Below are 15,772 nucleotides of genomic sequence, written 5' to 3'. Positions count from 1 at the left end.
CAGACACCAGCCAAAGGCCATCTTGGGAACATCCCGCCCTCGCGCCCCAACTTATTCCTCTGGCATCTCACGCCGGATACGCTTATGTCCAGCCTGCTATGTCCTTGATCAAGATCTGCGGTCTTTCCACCCCCGAAACGCTGGAGGCAGCCCTCGCCGCCGGTGCGGATATGGTCGGCTTCGTATTCTTCGAAAAATCGCCTCGGCATCTGAACTATGAGAAGGCGGCTGAACTCGGCGCACTGGTGCAGGGCCGTGCCCGCAAGATCGCGCTGAGCGTCGATGCCGATGATGCGCGCCTCGACGCCATTGCCGCCTCGCTGCGGCCGGACGGCCTGCAACTGCACGGCAAGGAGAGCCCCGAGCGTGTCGCCGCGATCAAGGCGCGCTATGGCGTCCCGGCCTACAAGGTGATCCACGTTTCCACCGCGGCCGATCTTGCGGCAACCGATGCCTATCGCGACGTGGCCGACTGGCTGCTGCTCGAGACCAAGCCCCCGAAGGACGCGCTTCACCCTGGGGGCAACGGCGTGACCTTCGATTGGACGCTCCTCGACCATCTCGACCGTCGCTTGCCTTTCATGCTATCGGGCGGGCTCGACCCCGCCAATGTTGCCGAAGCCATCCGCACCGGCCACCCCGACGGTGTCGACGTCTCGTCGGGCGTTGAAGATCGTCCCGGCGTGAAGAACCCCGACAAGATCAGGGCTTTCGTCAAGGCTGCCAGGCATGCATATGCCGCCGCCTTGGCGTCATCCCGCTGAGAACAGGTCCCACTGATGAACGACACGCCCAAGCTCAATTCCTATCGCAACGGACCCGATGAGCGCGGGCATTTCGGCCAGTTCGGCGGGCGCTTCGTCGCCGAGACGCTGATGCCGCTGATCCTCTCGCTGGAGCAGGCGTATAAGGAGGCCAAGGCCGATCCTGCTTTCCACAAGGAGATGAACGGCCACCTCACCCATTACGTCGGGCGTCCCTCGCCGCTCTATTTCGCCGAACGGCTGACCGAGCATCTCGGCGGCGCCAAGATCTATCTGAAGCGCGAGGAACTCAACCACACCGGCTCGCACAAGGTGAACAATGTGCTCGGCCAGATCATGCTGGCCCGCCGCATGGGCAAGCCCCGCATCATCGCCGAGACCGGCGCCGGCCAGCATGGTGTCGCCACCGCCACGCTCTGCGCCCGCTTCGGCCTGAAATGCGTTGTCTATATGGGCGCCGTCGACGTGGAGCGTCAGGCCCCCAACGTCTACCGCATGAAGCTCCTGGGCGCCGAAGTGATCCCGGTGCAATCGGGCGCCCGCACGCTCAAGGACGCCATGAACGAGGCGCTGCGCGACTGGGTCACCAACGTGCACGACACCTTCTATTGCATCGGTACGGTGGCCGGCCCCCATCCCTATCCGGGTATGGTGCGCGACTTCCAGTCGATCATCGGCCGTGAGACGCGCACGCAGTTGCAGGAGCTGGAAGGCCGCCTGCCGGACAGCCTGATCGCCTGCATCGGCGGCGGCTCCAACGCCATGGGCCTGTTCCATCCCTTCCTCGACGATCCCTCCGTGGAGATCTATGGCGTGGAGGCGGCCGGCCACGGCCTCACGAGCCTGCATGCCGCCTCGATCAGCGGCGGCCGCCCGGGCGTGCTGCATGGCAACCGCACCTATCTCCTGATGGATGCCGACGGCCAGATCGAGGAAGCCCACTCGATTTCCGCCGGCCTCGACTATCCCGGCATCGGGCCGGAGCATTCATGGCTGCATGATGTCGGCCGCGTCAGCTATCTCTCGGCCACCGATCAGGAAGCGCTCGACGGCTTCCAGCTCCTGTCGAAGCTCGAGGGTATCATCCCCGCGCTCGAATCGGCCCACGCCATCGCCAAGGTGGTGGAGATCGCGCCGCAAAAGCCCAAGGACCATCTCATGGTGGTGAACCTCTCCGGCCGCGGTGACAAGGACGTGCCGCAGGTGTCGCAGATCCTGGGTGGGAAGTGATGCTCCCGGGTGCGCGGACGTCACGTCCGCATCTTCCTTGCCTTCATGCGCGGCGTTTCCAAGATGCGGACGTGACGTCCGCGCACCCGGGCCGCCACCCCATCCTGCCGCCTCCTTCGCTTACAGGCCTCTCCTGACATGACCAGCCGCCTTACCGCCCGCTTCGCCGCCCTGGCCGCCGAAAAGCGCGCCGCCCTGGTGACGTTCGTCACCGCCGGCGATCCCGACATCGAGACCTCGGCAAAGATCCTGGCCGGCCTGCCCGCCGCGGGCGCCGACATCATCGAGTTCGGCATGCCCTTCACCGATCCGATGGCTGATGGTCCCGCCATCCAGGCCGCGGGCCTGCGGGCGCTCAAGGCGGGCACGACGTTGACGAAAACGCTCGGCGTGATCCGCGACTTCCGCACGACCGACGACGCGACGCCGATCATCCTGATGGGCTATTTCAACCCCATCTACATCTATGGCGTCGATCGCTTCCTGGTGGACGCCAAGGCCGCCGGCGTCGATGGCCTGATTGTGGTGGACCTGCCGCCGGAAGAGGATGACGAACTCTGCCTGCCGGCGCTGAAGGCCGGCATCGCCTTCATCCGTCTCGCCACGCCCACCACGGACGACAAGCGCCTGCCCAAGGTGCTGCAGAACACCTCGGGCTTCGTCTATTACGTCTCGATCACCGGCATCACCGGCTCGGCCACGCCGGACTTCAACGTGGTGGCCGGCGCCGTGGGACGCATCAAGCAGCACACCGACCTCCCCGTCTGCGTCGGCTTCGGCGTCAAAACGGCCGAGCATGCCAGGGCGATCGCCGAGGGTGCGGACGGCGTGGTGGTGGGCTCAGCCCTGGTGGAAGCCGTGCGCACTTCGCTGGATGGGGAGAACAGGGCAACCGGGAAGACCGTTCCGGCCGTGCTGGCGCTGGTCAGCGAGATTGCCAAGGGCGCGCATTCGGTGACGAAATAGCCGGGAGTCCCGGGAGCGCGGACGTCTCGTCCGCTCTTGAAACGATAGCGTGGGAAGAACGGGCGGAGTGCTCGCAACAAGCGCTTCACATTTTTTTGTGTCGCAGGTTCAAGAGCGGACGAGGACGTCCGCGCTCCCAGCAAACAGTTCCGGCCTGCTCAACCGCAGCGCCTGCAGAAGCGTATAGGTCTTGAGATCCGTCAACTCGCCCCGCCCGGCCATGGCGGCGAGCTCGTGGAGCCCGATCTCCACCACCTCGATCTCCTCATTCTCCTCCGCCAAACCCCCGCCGTCCGCTATACGGCTGGCTGCCGAATACTCGGCGAGGAACATGTGCATCTTCTCGGTGGAAATGCCCGGCATGGGGAAGAAGGCGCCGAGGGACACCAGCCCTTCCAGCTTCAGCCCCGCCTCTTCCATGGCCTCGCGCCGCGCGCAATCGGCCGGATCGTCCTCGTCGAGGATGCCGGCCGGCGCCTCCAGCGAGGTCTGGCTGCCGTGCCCCTGCAGGATCGCCACCCTGAGCTGGCGCACCAGCAGCGCCACCTTGCGCGCGGGATCGAAGGGCAGCACGGCGACGGCGTCGCCATGATCCTCGACACTGCGATGAATCACCGCCCCGAGCCGCGTGCGAACCTTCACCATCAGCAGGCGGTTCCAGCCATCATAGAGCAGGGCTTCGTCGAGAATCGCTGCGGACACCGGCACACTCCTTCGGATTTGGTGCCACACAAGCCCAGCAAGGTGTCAAACGCAAGGCGCGGGAAGTTGAATCCGACCGCTGTCACACCAATATCAAAATGCCGGAGAAAGGGCGTTGACATCGGCCAATACCGCCCCTAGAAGACGCCCCACGCCCAGATGGCGGAATTGGTAGACGCGCTGGTTTCAGGTACCAGTCTTGCAAGAGGTGGAGGTTCGAGTCCTCTTCTGGGCACCAGTTTCCAAAGGCTCGACGCGGCTGACGGCCCGTCGAGCCTTTTGCTTTTCAGGGGTTGCCGGCGAGCTACGTTATCGCAGACTCTTGTTATCCACGGTCGTCGGCAGCCGAGAGCCTGTCGTCTTCACCGGGCTCCCTTCTTCCGCGCGCGTGCCTTCAGCTTGCCGTCGGATGGGGGGGCAACCCGGGCCTCGCGGAGAGCTTTCAATCTCGCCGTCTTCGCCTCTCTCTGGCTGACCTCATGGTCGATGATAGCCTTGGCGGCGGCATCGACGGCAGCATGTTTGGCTGCCCAGTCATTGGGCTTGCCCCGATCCGTGGTCATCGCCCTCGCCCTTCAGGGTGCGGACGGGGTTCCGTCTTGCGGCGGCGCGGGGTCTCACCTTCCGCGACCACATTTCCCCGAAGCGGACGAAGTTCATGCTCCTGGGCGACCCGTTCACGAGGCTCCGATATGTTGCGCAGTCGATAGCTCGGTTCCGGGCCATCGCTGGGCAAGATGCGGGTGATCTCATAAGCACCGTCGTCGCGTTGCCCTATGCTCGACGAATATGAAACGACATCGCCGACCTTGAAGGTATGGGCACTCATTCTTGCTCCTTATCGATCGCGCCTGGAATCCGCTATCGCCGCGACAGCCTGCCTGATCGCGAGCTATTTTCTCGGCAACGGATAATCTTCACTCTCGTAGAGCGTGCGGACCCCGTCGCCCGCAAACTCGCTGTCCTCGGTTTCGATGACGACCGTGCTCAGATTGCTGTGTGAATTCTCCACCGCATATTGAACAGCGAGCGCGAGGCTATCGAACCGAAAGTATTTCTTCGGGGCCCTGCCCCGCGACGACCAATTTGCGCCACGAATCTGTACGTAGACGGCTGCAGCTACGGTAAAATCGGTGGTTTTCATAGGCCGCTGCCAGCTTTCTCATGAAGGGTTCCGATGGGAACCCGTGGGTATCACGCACGGGGCATTCCATTCCCGGACTTCCAAAAGCGGCTCCAAAGACAGATCCGGGCCCTTATCGAGTGCCCCCTTGTGGTCTTCCCCTGGCGCCAAATTTGCCGGCTGCGGACACCTTCGGCTTCGGCGGCGGCAGCAAGCCCTCGCGCTGGGCCTGCTTGCGGGCCAGCTTGCGCGCCCGCTTGATGGCTTCGGCCTTCTCCCGCACCTTGCGTTCGGAGGGTTTCTCGTAAGCCCTGCGGCGCTTCAGCTCTCGCAGGATGCCTTCCCGGGTGAGCTTCTTCTTCAGCACCTTCAGTGCCTGTTCAACGTTGTTGTCTCGAACCAAAACCTGCATGGGGGAACTCCTGGCTATTCACGGGAGAAAAGGCCAATCCTCACCCCTCCGCTCTGATTACATTTGTGATCTGGATGCGCCTAAAGGCCCGATAGGGCGTTTAAGCCGGCTTCAAGTTTTCCGCGGCGGATTTGCCGCTCTTACGGTCGAGGACCTGTTCATAGCTGACCTTCTGGCCTTCCAGCAGCTCGCGCATGCCGCTGCGCTCGACTGCACGGATATGAACAAAGACATCTGAGCTTCCGTCCTCCGGCCGAATGAAGCCGAACCCCTTGGCGGAGTTGAACCATTTGACGGTGCCGATGCTCATGCCGAGCCTTTCAAAAAGGATTAGGTCACGTTCTCGCAACCAAGCGACGAACGCGGGAGGCCAGTTCTGTTTTGGGAAGTGCGCTCTTAAGAGATGTCGCTTGGCGATTGAGACAGCGGGCCAAGGGTCGTCGATATAGTGTGGACCCTGCGGGGGAGCACGTCAAGCTCGCCGGCAAGGCGCGCTTCACCCGGCCGTCAGGTCGACACGTGCATCAGTCCACCATCAGGCACTGAGTGTCCGTGACCGACGACAGGCCCTAGAATCCAAAAGTCATGGCGGTACCGCCGCCCGGACTGACTTGCACACCCTTGGGGCTGGCACAGCCAGCAAGAAGGCCGCAGGCAACCATCATGATGAGTAGACAACGCATGGTGTAGCATTCCCGGAAGTGTCTGGTTCCTGATAGATACAGCAATACACGCGAAAGGGAATCCGGCCTTCCACCTCAGGGCCTTGCCCATGCTTGAACGCCGCAGCGTTACCGGATGATCAATATCACACCTGCGCCACGAAACCTGATGACAATGCCATTGCCTGCTGCTTTCCTGCAGAAGGGCGGCAGGAACATCACTGGCACCGGCACGTTGTCGAGTGGGCCGGTCAGGATGGGACCTCGGCTACATGGAGAAGCAGGACGATGCGTGGCATCATTACGTTGTTGATCATCGTCTACCTCGTCGGGGTCGGCGTGGAGCTGGCGCCGGTCGTTCAGGCTCAATGGAACAGCGGTACCGCGGCCGACTTCGCTTCCAGTGTGGCGCACGCCCTGCCTGACGCGATGGCCTGGCCGGTCAAGGTCTATCGGAACTTGACCAATCGGGCATGATGCGGTCGACAGGCAATGCTCCCCTCCGGTTCCGAGGCAATCGAGCCTGGTCGGCGTTCGTGGTGGCGGCGGACCCTGCGCTTCCTCGTCGTGGTGGTTGCAGCCCTCGTTCTTGCCTTCCTTGCCTACGCACTGGCCGCGCTCGCCTCAGCGCTCCTTCCCCTGCCAGGCCGTGTCCAGCAGGCCGATGGCGAACCACCGGTCTATCTGTGCGCCTCGCTCGCCCATACCGACATCGCGATGCCCGGCCGCGATCCCCTCGCGGACTGGGGCTCCCTGCTCCCAGCCGTGGCGTCGCCGGGCCTGCCACCCCAGGCCTATCTCGCCTTCGGCTGGGGCGATCTGCGCTTTTTCCGGGAGACGCCGACCTGGGGCGATGTCAGAATTTCCACGGCCCTTGGCGCACTGGCCGGCCAGCATGACACGGCGCTGCGCGTGGTGGCCATCAATCCGCCGGAGCATGATCCCTCTTGCCTGAGGCTGCGCATCGACCGCGCCGGGCGGCAGGCATTGATCGATCATATCAAGGCGACGCTGCTGCTCGATGCCGCCGGCCAGCCGCATTTGCAGCCTGATGGCACGCAGTTCCAGGCCTACTATCTCGCCAAAGGCCGCTACAGTGCGTTGCGGACCTGCAACCAATGGGCGGCGGAGGCGCTTGGAGCGGCCGGATTGCCCCACGCGTTTTTTGCTCCGTTCAGCTTCAGCGTCACCTGGCCGGTGGCCGCAAGTCGAGGCGATTAGAGAACGACACGGGCGTAGAGCGATCCCAGTCGATCGGATCATCCGCCACGGCAAAGGTGTACTGGCGCATCTCAATAATTCACGCTAGTGTTTCCCTCAGCAGAGGGGCTGTTTCAGTTTCACATTCCCTAGAGGTATATCTTTTGCACCTCTGAGACAAAAAATAGATTAGGCTGTCACATTGCGGCGCAATATGACATTTCCACTATTCTCCCCGGTCTTGTGCAGCCCTATCTTTGCCAAAATCGCTGCCGAGGACTATGGTACCCGCCCAACCGCCTGCGAGGAAAGAAATGGCCATCAATCTCCCAAGCCTCGTCTCCCAACTGATTACGCCCGATCTCATCAACCGCATCGCTGCCGCTATTGGCATCGATCCCGCGCTCGCACAGAAACTGGTCAATGCGGCGATTCCGGCCGTGTTGGGCGCCTTCGCCAGCGAGGCTTCCAACCCCGATGGCGCCAAGTCGATCTCGGACCTGATCTCGAACCAGGATCCGAACATGCTCGATAATCTGGTCTCTGGGCTGAAGAGCGGCAATGCCGGCGCCCTCGACAGCGGCGCCGCCGTGCTGAGCTCGCTGCTCGGCAATGAAGGTCTCGGCCAGCTCTCCTCGGTTCTGGGCCAGGCCACGGGCGCCTCGCAGCAGGCGGCGAGTTCCGTGCTCGGCCTTGTCGGACCGGCCGTGGTCGGCGCCATCTCCAACCAGTCGCCCGAAAACTGGCAGGACGGCGCAGCCGTCGCCAATCTCTTCGAGGGCGAGAAGAAAGCCATCGCCTCGGCGCTGCCGGCGAGCCTGGCCGCCGCTCTTAACGACGGCGGCTTCCTGCAAGGCTTCGAGAGCGCCGTTTCCGGCGCCTTCAAGACCACGACCTCGACGCTGGGCTCCGCCGCCGGCGCGGCCACGTCGACACTCAATCCCCAGCCGCTGCCGCCGAGCCCGCGCATCGACCCCACACCATCCGCTCCGCCTCCGGCGCCGTCGAGCGGTGGCAGCATGACCTGGCTCTACCTCATCATCGCCATCATCGTCGTGGCGGGCATCGCCTGGTTTATTTGGCACAAGCGACAGGAAACCGCCCCGGCACCGGCCTCCTCGGGCCAGATCGAGACGCCGGTTTCACCGACCAGCGCGGGATAAGGGGGTACCGGCACCGTCGAATAAAGAGGGCGGCCAGGCTCTAAGGCCTGCCGCCCCAGCCCTGCATGGCGCAAGGCAACTACTCTTGGAAACGTGCCGCCGGCGCGATCATCGCCCGCGGCTCTTTCATTTCAATGCAGCGACACCGGCACCAATTCCTGCTCCCAGGCATTGGCGACCGCGCCTTCGGCCGAATCCGAGATCATGATCGGCGTGCCGTCGGCGGCGTTGAGCGTGAAGAGCCTCAGGCCGGGGCGGATTTCGCCAAGTTGCGGATAGAGCTTCATGGCGTCTTCCGACATGATCGGCTTGACATAGGCGACGTGACCAGCGCCCAGCGCGGCCAGCATTTCAGGGGTAGGCACAGAAGTCTTGTCGTTCCGGATCATGAGACCCTCCTGAACGTTGAATGGGATAAATACGGGGATTCGAAAGCCGTCAGTCCCGTACCGCTATATCGATACGTTTGGCGACGCGTTCTGGTTCCGGACGGATGAGATCGACCGACAGCAAACCGTTCCTCAGATCCGCGCCCATTACCTCCATACCGTCGGCAAGAAGGAAGGTGCGCTGGAACTGCCGGGCCGCAATACCGCGGTGGAGATAGACCCGCGACTTGTCGTCGACCTGGCGCCCCCGAATGACGAGCTGGTTTTCCTCGACCGAGACATCGAGCTCTTCGCGGCTGAAGCCGGCGACGGCGAGCGTGATGCGCAGCCTCTCGGGCGGGCGATCGCAGGACCCGACGCGTTCGATGTTGTAGGGCGGATAGCCGTCATTGGCGGCTTTGGCGACCCTGTCCAGCGCGCGCTCGATCTCGTCGAAGCCGAGCAGGAAGGGGGAGTTCAAGGTAGGTACGCGTGACATTTCAAAGCCCTCGCAGGAAGCGACTTTGTGGTGAGGACCCTGACGGCATCCCCTGTCCCGGCACTCCGGAACAAGTTCAATATGGTCAAGCGCTGACAGCTTTCAAGGGGTGGCGGGATTGCTTGCTGTTAATAGTCGCACACGCCGTGTCCGTGTCCCATGCCATTGTGCCCGCATGTTATCGGGCGTGCCCGCAGGTGCTGCTTCAGGAGGCTTGAATGCGTATCGTTCCATGGCTGGGAGCAGCCCTCGTCATCGCCTGTGCGGGCCTCTCGCCGGCCTGGGCCGACACCGTCTGCGGCCCGGCTACCGCTGCTCTGCCCCCGGTCACGGCGGCCGCAAAGGCGCTGCAGCAGGTCGGGGCCAAGCATGAGGACATGGATACCGATGTCAGCGCGGACGAGCGCAAGGCCCTGCAGGCTTTCAAGCAGGCGCTGGTCGACGGCGTGGAGGCGCGCATGGCTTGTGCGCCCGCGAGCGCCAGTGCCTCTGCGCTCGAAAAGGATATCGCCACCGCCCTTGCGGCGGTCCCGGCCGAAAAGCCCGCGCCCGATAGCGGCCTAGCGCCCGGATTCGGCGAGGAGCTGCGGATCGGGGTCACCGGCAAGGCTGCCCAACCGGAGCTGATGCTGATACAGCTCGGCTTCGCCATTCCCTGCGGCGACGACAATCTGCTGCTTGGCTACCGGGTCGAGAACGGCCAGTGGAGGCGGGTGCTGCGCTGGCAGAGCCCTGATTACGACAGCATCGCCGATGCCTTTGGCGCGCCCTTCAATGTGCTGCCACTGGCGGATGGCCGGATCGGCGTCACGCATGGCACGCCCTGGTGCACCTCGACCTGGAGCAAGTTCGGCTTCGATCTCCTCCAGCCGGGTGTGGGCACCACACCGCAGCGCACAGTCTTCCACCTCGACCATGGCTACCGCCTCGACGAGGACCTCTCGCTGACGGCACGGCCCGACGGCTTCGAGCTGCGCGCCGAAGTCGGCATGCTGGACACCGATATCCTGATGCGCCAGGGCATTTTCCGCTATCGCGTCGCCGGCGACAATGTGGAGCGCATCCAGCCCGCCGCGCGGAACGGCCGCGATTTCGTGGACGAATGGCTGCAGGTCGAGGAACCCCTGGCCCAGGCGTGGAGCGATCCGCCCGCCGCTGCCGAGATCATCAAGGCGCGTGCCGGCCTCCTGAAGGACAACCCCTCGCCGGCCTATGGCGCAGTGCGTTCCTGCAAGGGCGAGGCAGGCCATTATCAGGTGGAGATGAACCTCGGTGATTCCGGCCCCGGTCTCCACCGCTACGCCCTACTGCGCCAGGAGCCCAACGGCTTCACCATGTTGCGCTTCGGTGCGAAGGCCGACCCCGCCTGCACTGGGCCGGACCTGATGAGGCATTGAGCGGTGCGCAGCATTTGCCAAGGAGACTTCGGTGAATAGGTGCTTCTGTTACCCCTGGCCCCACCACAAGCAGCGGGGACGACAGTCTCGAGCCCGTTCACTCGTACTCTAAAGGCCTCTAATGCGCCGAAAGCCTGGGCGGATGGCGGTAGGTCCATTCGGCCCAGAGCGATACGATGATCGTCAGTGCGCCGATGCCCCAATGCAGGCGGGTGGCCGGGATATCGGAGATGAATCGAAGAACCCAGGGTGCTGCAATCAGCCAGGCGCCCAGCACCAGGGTCACCCATTCCTCCCACTGCCTGGTTTCGGAGAGGGAGGCAGCGGCCATGTAGGCCAGGATGACGGCGACCACGCCGGCATCCCATTTGGCCATTTCGTTATCGGCAAAGCCGAGCACCCAGGGGGATGCGAACAAGGCTATGGCCAGCAACAGCAGGATGACATCCTGAAAGCGCTTGCTCTGGAAAATCACGGGTACCATCGAACACTCCATTCCAATCCTCACCGCTCGACAGGCGGAGATCATGCTGGATATTTATATCGTAATACGATATAAATATCCAGCACACTGACGAGTGCTCCCAGGCTTGTGAAAGGGACCTTCATGCTCAGCACCGAGGCTGCGGCCATGGCCGTTTCAATCCCGAAAGCGCCGCTGCCGGAGGCCGGGAACAACGCGCCCAGCCTCAAGACCAGGCAGATCCTGCGGGCTGCCCGGCGGGTGTTCTTCGCCAAGCCCTACGATGCGGTGAGCATGGAAGCGGTGGCCACGCAGGCCGGCGTGTCCAAGGGCACGCTCTATCTTCATTTCCGCGACAAGGAGACCTTGTTTGCCACACTGATCGTGGAAGAGCTCTCCGCGACGGCCGTGGAACTATGGTGCCAGACCGGCGAACACGTCGCGATGGAGGACGTGCTCACCCGCGTGGCGCGCAACTATGTAGGGCTGTTCGGCTCGCGCCACGCCATCGAGGTCTACAAATCCCTGATCAGTGTCTCCGCACGCTTTCCCAAGCTCGGGCGGCTGTTCTATGAGCATGGCACGAAGATTCTGACGGAACGGCTTGCGACCTTCATCGCGACACGCAGCGAGGAGGGTTTGCTCGATGTGCCCGATCCCGATCTCGCCGCCGAACAATTCCTGAGCCTGGTGCGCGGCAGCCTGCATTTGCGCGAGGTTCTGTCCACGCAGGCCCCGTCCGCGGCAGAGATCAACAAGGTGATCGCCAGCGGCGTCAGGCTCTTTCTCAAGGGTTACGCTGGCTCGCCGCCGCAAGGCTGAGTTTCCGCTTGCCTCCGCCGCCATTTGCGGGGCAGGAACGGCGGATGCATTCTCTCCCCTCCGGCCTTCTCATTGCAGCCCCGCGCTCCGGCTCGGGTAAGACCACGCTCGTGCTCGGCCTCCTGAGGGCGCTGGCCCGCCGGGACATCATCGTGCAACCGATGAAGTGCGGCCCCGACTATATCGACCCCGGCTTCCACGCCGCTGCGGCCGCCCGCATCAGCTACAATCTCGACAGCTGGGCCATGCGGCCCGGCCTCATCGACACGCTGGTCGGCGAGGCTGGCCGTGGCGCCGAACTCTTCGTCGGCGAAGCGCTGATGGGGCTGTTCGACGGCGTGGCGAAGGACGGCGCAAGCGGAGACGGCTCGTCCTCGGGCATTGCCGCGCGACAGAACTGGCCGGTGCTGCTGGTGCTCGACATCTCCGGCCAGTCGCAATCGGCCGGCGCGGTCGCCAAGGGCTTTGCCAGCTTCCGGCCAGATGTGCGCATCGGCGGCGTGGTGCTCAACAAGGTAGCGAGCGCACGCCACGAAGCCCTCGCCCGCAAGGGCATCGAGGAAGTAGGGCTGCCGGTGGTCGGCGCCCTGCCCCGCCAGACGGACCTCATCCTGCCCGAACGCCATCTCGGCCTGGTGCAGGCGGAGGAAACCACCGAACTCGACCGTCGGCTCGAGGTGCTGGCCGATTTCGTCGAGACCCATTGCGATATCGGCGCCATCGTCTCGCTCGCGAGCCCGACAACCCCGCCAATGCAAGGCGGGGGCGTGAGCGTCGATTTGGGCCTGAAACCGCCTGGCCAGCGCATCGCCCTCGCCCGGGACGCAGCCTTCTCCTTCATCTACCCGCACCTCCTCACCGGCTGGCAGCGACAGGGCGCCGAAATCCTGCCCTTCTCGCCGCTCGCCAACGAGGGCCCGCCGGATGACGCCGACGTTGCATGGCTGCCCGGCGGCTATCCCGAACTGCATGGCGCGCGCCTCGCCACCAACACCCGATTCCAGCATGCTCTGCGCCTGTTCGCGGAGACGCGCCCGGTACACGGCGAGTGCGGCGGCTACATGGTGCTCGGCCATGTGCTAGTCGACGCCGAAGGCATGGCCCATCGCATGACCGGCCTCCTCGACCTCGAAACCAGCTTCGCCAAACGCAAGATGAATCTCGGTTATCGCCTGGCCGAGCTGAAGGAAGACTGCGTGCTTGGCGCACAAGGCAGCCTGGTGCGGGGACACGAGTTCCACTATTCCACCACCATCCGCAACGGCGACCGGCCGCTGTTCGAAGTTGCCGACGCCAACGGCAGCCCGCTCGGCGCGCTGGGCGGACGGCGCGGCCGGGTGACTGGATCGTTTTTCCACGTGATCGACCGAGGCTGAAGGCCGCGCCACGGCATTTTCCAGAGGAGCTGGCGGCGCTTCCGCTTCAGAAAATGCGTCCAAACAAGGAGTTAGAAAGAAATTGCGATTCAATGAAATCGGATTTTGCTCTAATGTTTGTTGCTCGAGGCGGGGGCATCCGGGGTGCGGACATGACCTTTTCCTTCGGCATCAGCGAGATCCAGCGGCATGACGCTGTGGATCTGGAGGATTTCTGGCTTACGGCGCGTACCGGTTCCGGCGCGGACGAAGCAAGGTTTTCCATCTGGCTGAGAGCGCCGGAGGAGGTGGAGGAGGACTTCATCGACCCCATCGCCTTTTCGAACGGCTATTTCCGGCGCGTCCCGGGATCGAATCCCGGTCGCCTGCTCCACGCCCTGAAGAACGCCCTTGCCGTCCAGGGCACCGTGACGGCCGCGACGCGCGAAGATATCCTGCCGTTCGAATTCATCTTCATGGGTCCACCGGCGGAGCGCGATCCGGAAGGTGGCTTCTCCGATGAACCGGGAGACTGGATCCTGACGAAGCTCTTCCTCGCCGACGGCCACATAGAGATCTTTTTCAACTTCAATCTCGCGACAGGAGAGGCCGAGTTCGTCCCCAAGGCTCCCGAATACGCGGACATCTTCGTGCGGGAATTGTCGAAAATCCTCTGGTGATCGGTTCCGGGCAGCAGGGAGCCATGTCGATCCCGCCACACTGAACTCACCCAGCAAAGCCGCCTTCGTCGAGGAAATGCTGCTCCTCCAACGTCGTGGCGCGTCCGAGGATGGCGTTTCGGTGCGGGAAGCGGCCGAAGCGGCGGATGATGTCGCGGTGACCCTCGGCATATCCAATGTTGATGGGATGGAAGGCCCGGTGCAGGGCAACCGAGCGGTCCTGGTCGGCCAGATCCTCGGAATGCTGGAACGGCAGGTAGAAGAACCCCCTCAGCGCCTGCTCGAACTGCCGGTCATGGCCGGCCCCGATCGCCGCCACTGCGACGGCGCGTGCCTGGGCGTCCGTGGCATACATGCGCGGGGTGTCGCGAAAGCAGTTCCGGGGAAACTGGTCGAGCAGCAGGACCAGCGCGAGGGCGCCTGTCGGCGAAGCTGCCCAATCCGCAAGTTCCCCGGCCGCCGCGGCCTCATGCACCGCGAGAAAGCGCTCGTGAAAGACACGATCGAGCGCGGCGTCCTTCTCGAACCAGCGCTCCGGGCCAACCTCGCGCCAGAAGGCGACGAGCGCGCTGGCCGCACCGAGATCGCCCTCTGGAGAACTCGATACGCGAACCATTGGCTTTCCTTCCTCGCTATCCGGCGGGGCAGTGCCGGGGAGCGTTTCCATACCCCACCGGCCGCCCGTCCTTCGCATCCCCTGCAACTGGCCGATGGAGGGGCTACGACCGATGAGAGCATTGAATAATCAGTCTTTGCGGGTCACACTAGCTGCAAGGAGATCTAACCTTGTCCGCAGTGACGCCCTCGATTGCTTCCAATGAACTCGCCCAGCTCAATGAGCGCTCGCGCGAGATCTTTCGCCAGATCGTCGACGCCTATCTGACCACCGGCGAGCCTGTCGGCTCACGCAACATCTCCCGGCTGCTGCCAAATTCGCTGTCACCGGCCTCCGTGCGCAACGTCATGCAAGACTTGGAGATGCTGGGCCTGATCCAGGCGCCGCATACCAGCGCCGGCCGCCTGCCTACGGAACTCGGCCTGCGCTTCTTTGTCGACGCGATGCTTGAATTCGGGGATCTCGCCGCCCAGGACCGCGCCCAGATCGACGCGCAGATCCGCGCCGGCGCGCCCTCACGCACGCTGGAGAACGTACTGACCGATGCCTCCGCCATGCTCTCGGGCCTGTCGCGCGGAGCCGGCGTCGTGGTCACCGCCAAACGCGACCAACGCCTGAAACATATCGAATTCGTGCGCCTCGAGCCGACACAGGCGCTCGTGGTCCTGGTCTCCGAGGACGGAGCGGTCGAAAACCGTGTCATTGCCGTGCCGATCGGCCTGCCAACTTCGGCGCTGGTGGAAGCCTCCAACTATCTGAACGCCCGTGCCCGCGGAAAGACGCTGGATGACCTGAGGCGGGACATGAGCACGGCGCTCGATGCGGGCCGCGCCGAACTCGATGACCTTACCGCCCGGCTGATCGCCACGGGCCTGGCGAGCTGGGGCGGCGGGCCCGCCGACATGCCGCAGCAGCTGATTGTGCGCGGCCAGGCCAATCTTCTCGAGGATCTGCATGCCGCCGAGGACCTGGAGCGCATCCGCCTGCTCTTTGCCGATATCGAGGCCAAGAAGGACCTGATCGACCTTCTCGCCCGCGCCGAGGCGGGCGACGGCGTGCGTATCTTCATCGGCTCGGAGAACAAGCTGTTCTCGCTGTCGGGCTCGTCGATGATCGCGGCGCCGTTCCGCGATGCCAGCCAGAAGATCGTAGGCGTGCTCGGGGTCATCGGCCCGACGCGACTGAACTATGCGCGTGTGGTGCCGATGGTGGACTACACCGCCAAGGTGGTGGGCAAATTACTGAACGGGTGATCTGGCAGCGGAGGCATCTCAGCCACAACCATCTGGATGGTTGTGGCGGCAGCCTGCTCTTGGAAGCGCTGCGTTTGCTGGAGAGGAAGATGCAGGC

At 63.9% G+C, this 15,772-nt stretch carries 20 protein-coding genes and 1 tRNA gene; 12 read left to right on the top strand and 9 right to left on the bottom strand.

Features of this window, described 5'->3' with window-relative positions:
* The first annotated feature begins 98 nt into the window (after positions 1-98).
* From ACMDCR_RS05455 to trpA, 3 genes are all read left to right on the top strand, one after another.
* Positions 99-764: a phosphoribosylanthranilate isomerase gene (locus ACMDCR_RS05455; RefSeq protein WP_413991543.1), complete on the top strand. Its 666-nt coding sequence runs from the start codon at positions 99-101 to the stop codon at positions 762-764.
* Between the two features lie 15 nt (positions 765-779).
* Positions 780-1,994, top strand: a complete 1,215-nt coding sequence (trpB, locus tag ACMDCR_RS05450; protein ID WP_413991542.1) for a tryptophan synthase subunit beta — start codon at positions 780-782, stop codon at positions 1,992-1,994.
* Positions 1,995-2,132: 138 nt separating this feature from the next.
* Entirely contained in the window at positions 2,133-2,960 is an 828-nt protein-coding gene (trpA, locus tag ACMDCR_RS05445; RefSeq protein WP_413991541.1) for a tryptophan synthase subunit alpha, read from the top strand.
* Between the two features lie 108 nt (positions 2,961-3,068).
* Here trpA and ACMDCR_RS05440 read toward each other — a convergent pair whose 3' ends face one another.
* A complete protein-coding gene (locus ACMDCR_RS05440) occupies positions 3,069-3,662 on the bottom strand; it encodes an NUDIX domain-containing protein (protein WP_413991540.1) in 594 nt (197 codons plus the stop codon).
* A 153-nt stretch (positions 3,663-3,815) separates the two neighbouring features.
* On the opposite strand from ACMDCR_RS05440, the gene ACMDCR_RS05435 reads away from it, so the two are divergent.
* A tRNA-Leu gene (locus ACMDCR_RS05435) sits at positions 3,816-3,900 on the top strand.
* A gap of 124 nt (positions 3,901-4,024) precedes the next feature.
* Here the strand turns inward: ACMDCR_RS05435 and ACMDCR_RS05430 are convergent.
* From ACMDCR_RS05430 to ACMDCR_RS05415, 4 genes are all read right to left on the bottom strand, one after another.
* Complete coding sequence (locus ACMDCR_RS05430; protein WP_413991539.1) at positions 4,025-4,225, bottom strand: hypothetical protein; 201 nt, start codon at positions 4,223-4,225, stop codon at positions 4,025-4,027.
* Between the two features lie 329 nt (positions 4,226-4,554).
* Entirely contained in the window at positions 4,555-4,806 is a 252-nt protein-coding gene (locus ACMDCR_RS05425; RefSeq protein ID WP_413991538.1) for a hypothetical protein, read from the bottom strand.
* Positions 4,807-4,918: 112 nt separating this feature from the next.
* Complete coding sequence (rpsU, locus tag ACMDCR_RS05420) at positions 4,919-5,197, bottom strand: 30S ribosomal protein S21 (protein WP_413991537.1); 279 nt, start codon at positions 5,195-5,197, stop codon at positions 4,919-4,921.
* A 100-nt stretch (positions 5,198-5,297) separates the two neighbouring features.
* Positions 5,298-5,507 (bottom strand): cold-shock protein, encoded by a 210-nt coding sequence (locus ACMDCR_RS05415; protein ID WP_413991536.1) that lies wholly within the window; start codon positions 5,505-5,507, stop codon positions 5,298-5,300.
* Between the two features lie 640 nt (positions 5,508-6,147).
* Between ACMDCR_RS05415 and ACMDCR_RS05410 the strand changes: the two genes are divergently transcribed.
* The 3 genes from ACMDCR_RS05410 to ACMDCR_RS05400 all read left to right on the top strand — a co-directional run bounded on the left by ACMDCR_RS05410 (position 6,148) and on the right by ACMDCR_RS05400 (position 8,222).
* Positions 6,148-6,336: a hypothetical protein gene (locus ACMDCR_RS05410; protein ID WP_413991535.1), complete on the top strand. Its 189-nt coding sequence runs from the start codon at positions 6,148-6,150 to the stop codon at positions 6,334-6,336.
* Positions 6,337-6,351: 15 nt separating this feature from the next.
* Positions 6,352-7,080 (top strand): DUF2459 domain-containing protein, encoded by a 729-nt coding sequence (locus ACMDCR_RS05405; protein WP_413991534.1) that lies wholly within the window; start codon positions 6,352-6,354, stop codon positions 7,078-7,080.
* A gap of 293 nt (positions 7,081-7,373) precedes the next feature.
* Positions 7,374-8,222, top strand: a complete 849-nt coding sequence (locus ACMDCR_RS05400; RefSeq protein WP_413991533.1) for a DUF937 domain-containing protein — start codon at positions 7,374-7,376, stop codon at positions 8,220-8,222.
* A gap of 131 nt (positions 8,223-8,353) precedes the next feature.
* Here ACMDCR_RS05400 and ACMDCR_RS05395 read toward each other — a convergent pair whose 3' ends face one another.
* Positions 8,354-8,611, bottom strand: a complete 258-nt coding sequence (locus ACMDCR_RS05395) for a DUF1150 family protein (RefSeq protein WP_413991532.1) — start codon at positions 8,609-8,611, stop codon at positions 8,354-8,356.
* 49 nt (positions 8,612-8,660) lie between these two features.
* The gene (locus ACMDCR_RS05390; protein WP_284315983.1) at positions 8,661-9,089 is read right to left on the bottom strand and encodes an Hsp20 family protein; all 429 of its coding nucleotides are present in this window, start codon (positions 9,087-9,089) and stop codon (positions 8,661-8,663) included.
* A gap of 218 nt (positions 9,090-9,307) precedes the next feature.
* Here ACMDCR_RS05390 and ACMDCR_RS05385 point away from each other — a divergent pair, with 218 nt between their 5' ends.
* Positions 9,308-10,486 (top strand): hypothetical protein, encoded by a 1,179-nt coding sequence (locus ACMDCR_RS05385; RefSeq protein WP_413991531.1) that lies wholly within the window; start codon positions 9,308-9,310, stop codon positions 10,484-10,486.
* A 118-nt stretch (positions 10,487-10,604) separates the two neighbouring features.
* On the opposite strand, the gene ACMDCR_RS05380 is transcribed toward ACMDCR_RS05385, so the two are convergent.
* The gene (locus ACMDCR_RS05380; protein ID WP_413991530.1) at positions 10,605-10,970 is read right to left on the bottom strand and encodes an SPW repeat protein; all 366 of its coding nucleotides are present in this window, start codon (positions 10,968-10,970) and stop codon (positions 10,605-10,607) included.
* A gap of 123 nt (positions 10,971-11,093) precedes the next feature.
* On the opposite strand from ACMDCR_RS05380, the gene ACMDCR_RS05375 reads away from it, so the two are divergent.
* The 3 genes from ACMDCR_RS05375 to ACMDCR_RS05365 all read left to right on the top strand — a co-directional run bounded on the left by ACMDCR_RS05375 (position 11,094) and on the right by ACMDCR_RS05365 (position 13,806).
* A complete protein-coding gene (locus ACMDCR_RS05375) occupies positions 11,094-11,771 on the top strand; it encodes a TetR/AcrR family transcriptional regulator (RefSeq protein ID WP_413991529.1) in 678 nt (225 codons plus the stop codon).
* A gap of 44 nt (positions 11,772-11,815) precedes the next feature.
* The gene (locus ACMDCR_RS05370) at positions 11,816-13,147 is read left to right on the top strand and encodes a cobyrinate a,c-diamide synthase (RefSeq protein WP_413991528.1); all 1,332 of its coding nucleotides are present in this window, start codon (positions 11,816-11,818) and stop codon (positions 13,145-13,147) included.
* A 152-nt stretch (positions 13,148-13,299) separates the two neighbouring features.
* Positions 13,300-13,806 (top strand): hypothetical protein, encoded by a 507-nt coding sequence (locus tag ACMDCR_RS05365; protein ID WP_413991527.1) that lies wholly within the window; start codon positions 13,300-13,302, stop codon positions 13,804-13,806.
* A gap of 46 nt (positions 13,807-13,852) precedes the next feature.
* Here the strand turns inward: ACMDCR_RS05365 and ACMDCR_RS05360 are convergent, their stop codons facing one another.
* A complete protein-coding gene (locus tag ACMDCR_RS05360; protein ID WP_413991526.1) occupies positions 13,853-14,422 on the bottom strand; it encodes a DUF924 family protein in 570 nt (189 codons plus the stop codon).
* A gap of 170 nt (positions 14,423-14,592) precedes the next feature.
* Here ACMDCR_RS05360 and hrcA point away from each other — a divergent pair, with 170 nt between their 5' ends.
* Positions 14,593-15,675, top strand: coding sequence for a heat-inducible transcriptional repressor HrcA (gene hrcA / locus ACMDCR_RS05355; RefSeq protein ID WP_413991525.1), 1,083 nt, complete (start codon positions 14,593-14,595; stop codon positions 15,673-15,675).
* Positions 15,676-15,772 lie beyond the last annotated feature (97 nt).

The organism is Labrys okinawensis (assembly GCF_047345005.1).
Classification (GTDB): domain Bacteria; phylum Pseudomonadota; class Alphaproteobacteria; order Rhizobiales; family Labraceae; genus Labrys; species Labrys okinawensis.
This window is presented reverse-complemented; position numbering and strand designations above follow the sequence as displayed.

Coding starts and splice junctions, on each gene's coding strand:
- ACMDCR_RS05455 (WP_413991543.1), top strand. CDS start 99: ATGTCCTTGATCAAGATCTGCGGTCTTTCCACCCCCGAAACGCTGGAG.
- trpB (WP_413991542.1), top strand. CDS start 780: ATGAACGACACGCCCAAGCTCAATTCCTATCGCAACGGACCCGATGAG.
- trpA (WP_413991541.1), top strand. CDS start 2,133: ATGACCAGCCGCCTTACCGCCCGCTTCGCCGCCCTGGCCGCCGAAAAG.
- ACMDCR_RS05430 (WP_413991539.1), bottom strand. CDS start 4,225: ATGACCACGGATCGGGGCAAGCCCAATGACTGGGCAGCCAAACATGCT.
- ACMDCR_RS05425 (WP_413991538.1), bottom strand. CDS start 4,806: ATGAAAACCACCGATTTTACCGTAGCTGCAGCCGTCTACGTACAGATT.
- rpsU (WP_413991537.1), bottom strand. CDS start 5,197: ATGCAGGTTTTGGTTCGAGACAACAACGTTGAACAGGCACTGAAGGTG.
- ACMDCR_RS05415 (WP_413991536.1), bottom strand. CDS start 5,507: ATGAGCATCGGCACCGTCAAATGGTTCAACTCCGCCAAGGGGTTCGGC.
- ACMDCR_RS05410 (WP_413991535.1), top strand. CDS start 6,148: ATGCGTGGCATCATTACGTTGTTGATCATCGTCTACCTCGTCGGGGTC.
- ACMDCR_RS05405 (WP_413991534.1), top strand. CDS start 6,352: ATGCTCCCCTCCGGTTCCGAGGCAATCGAGCCTGGTCGGCGTTCGTGG.
- ACMDCR_RS05400 (WP_413991533.1), top strand. CDS start 7,374: ATGGCCATCAATCTCCCAAGCCTCGTCTCCCAACTGATTACGCCCGAT.
- ACMDCR_RS05395 (WP_413991532.1), bottom strand. CDS start 8,611: ATGATCCGGAACGACAAGACTTCTGTGCCTACCCCTGAAATGCTGGCC.
- ACMDCR_RS05390 (WP_284315983.1), bottom strand. CDS start 9,089: ATGTCACGCGTACCTACCTTGAACTCCCCCTTCCTGCTCGGCTTCGAC.
- ACMDCR_RS05385 (WP_413991531.1), top strand. CDS start 9,308: ATGCGTATCGTTCCATGGCTGGGAGCAGCCCTCGTCATCGCCTGTGCG.
- ACMDCR_RS05380 (WP_413991530.1), bottom strand. CDS start 10,970: ATGGTACCCGTGATTTTCCAGAGCAAGCGCTTTCAGGATGTCATCCTG.
- ACMDCR_RS05375 (WP_413991529.1), top strand. CDS start 11,094: ATGCTCAGCACCGAGGCTGCGGCCATGGCCGTTTCAATCCCGAAAGCG.
- ACMDCR_RS05370 (WP_413991528.1), top strand. CDS start 11,816: ATGCATTCTCTCCCCTCCGGCCTTCTCATTGCAGCCCCGCGCTCCGGC.
- ACMDCR_RS05365 (WP_413991527.1), top strand. CDS start 13,300: ATGACCTTTTCCTTCGGCATCAGCGAGATCCAGCGGCATGACGCTGTG.
- ACMDCR_RS05360 (WP_413991526.1), bottom strand. CDS start 14,422: ATGGTTCGCGTATCGAGTTCTCCAGAGGGCGATCTCGGTGCGGCCAGC.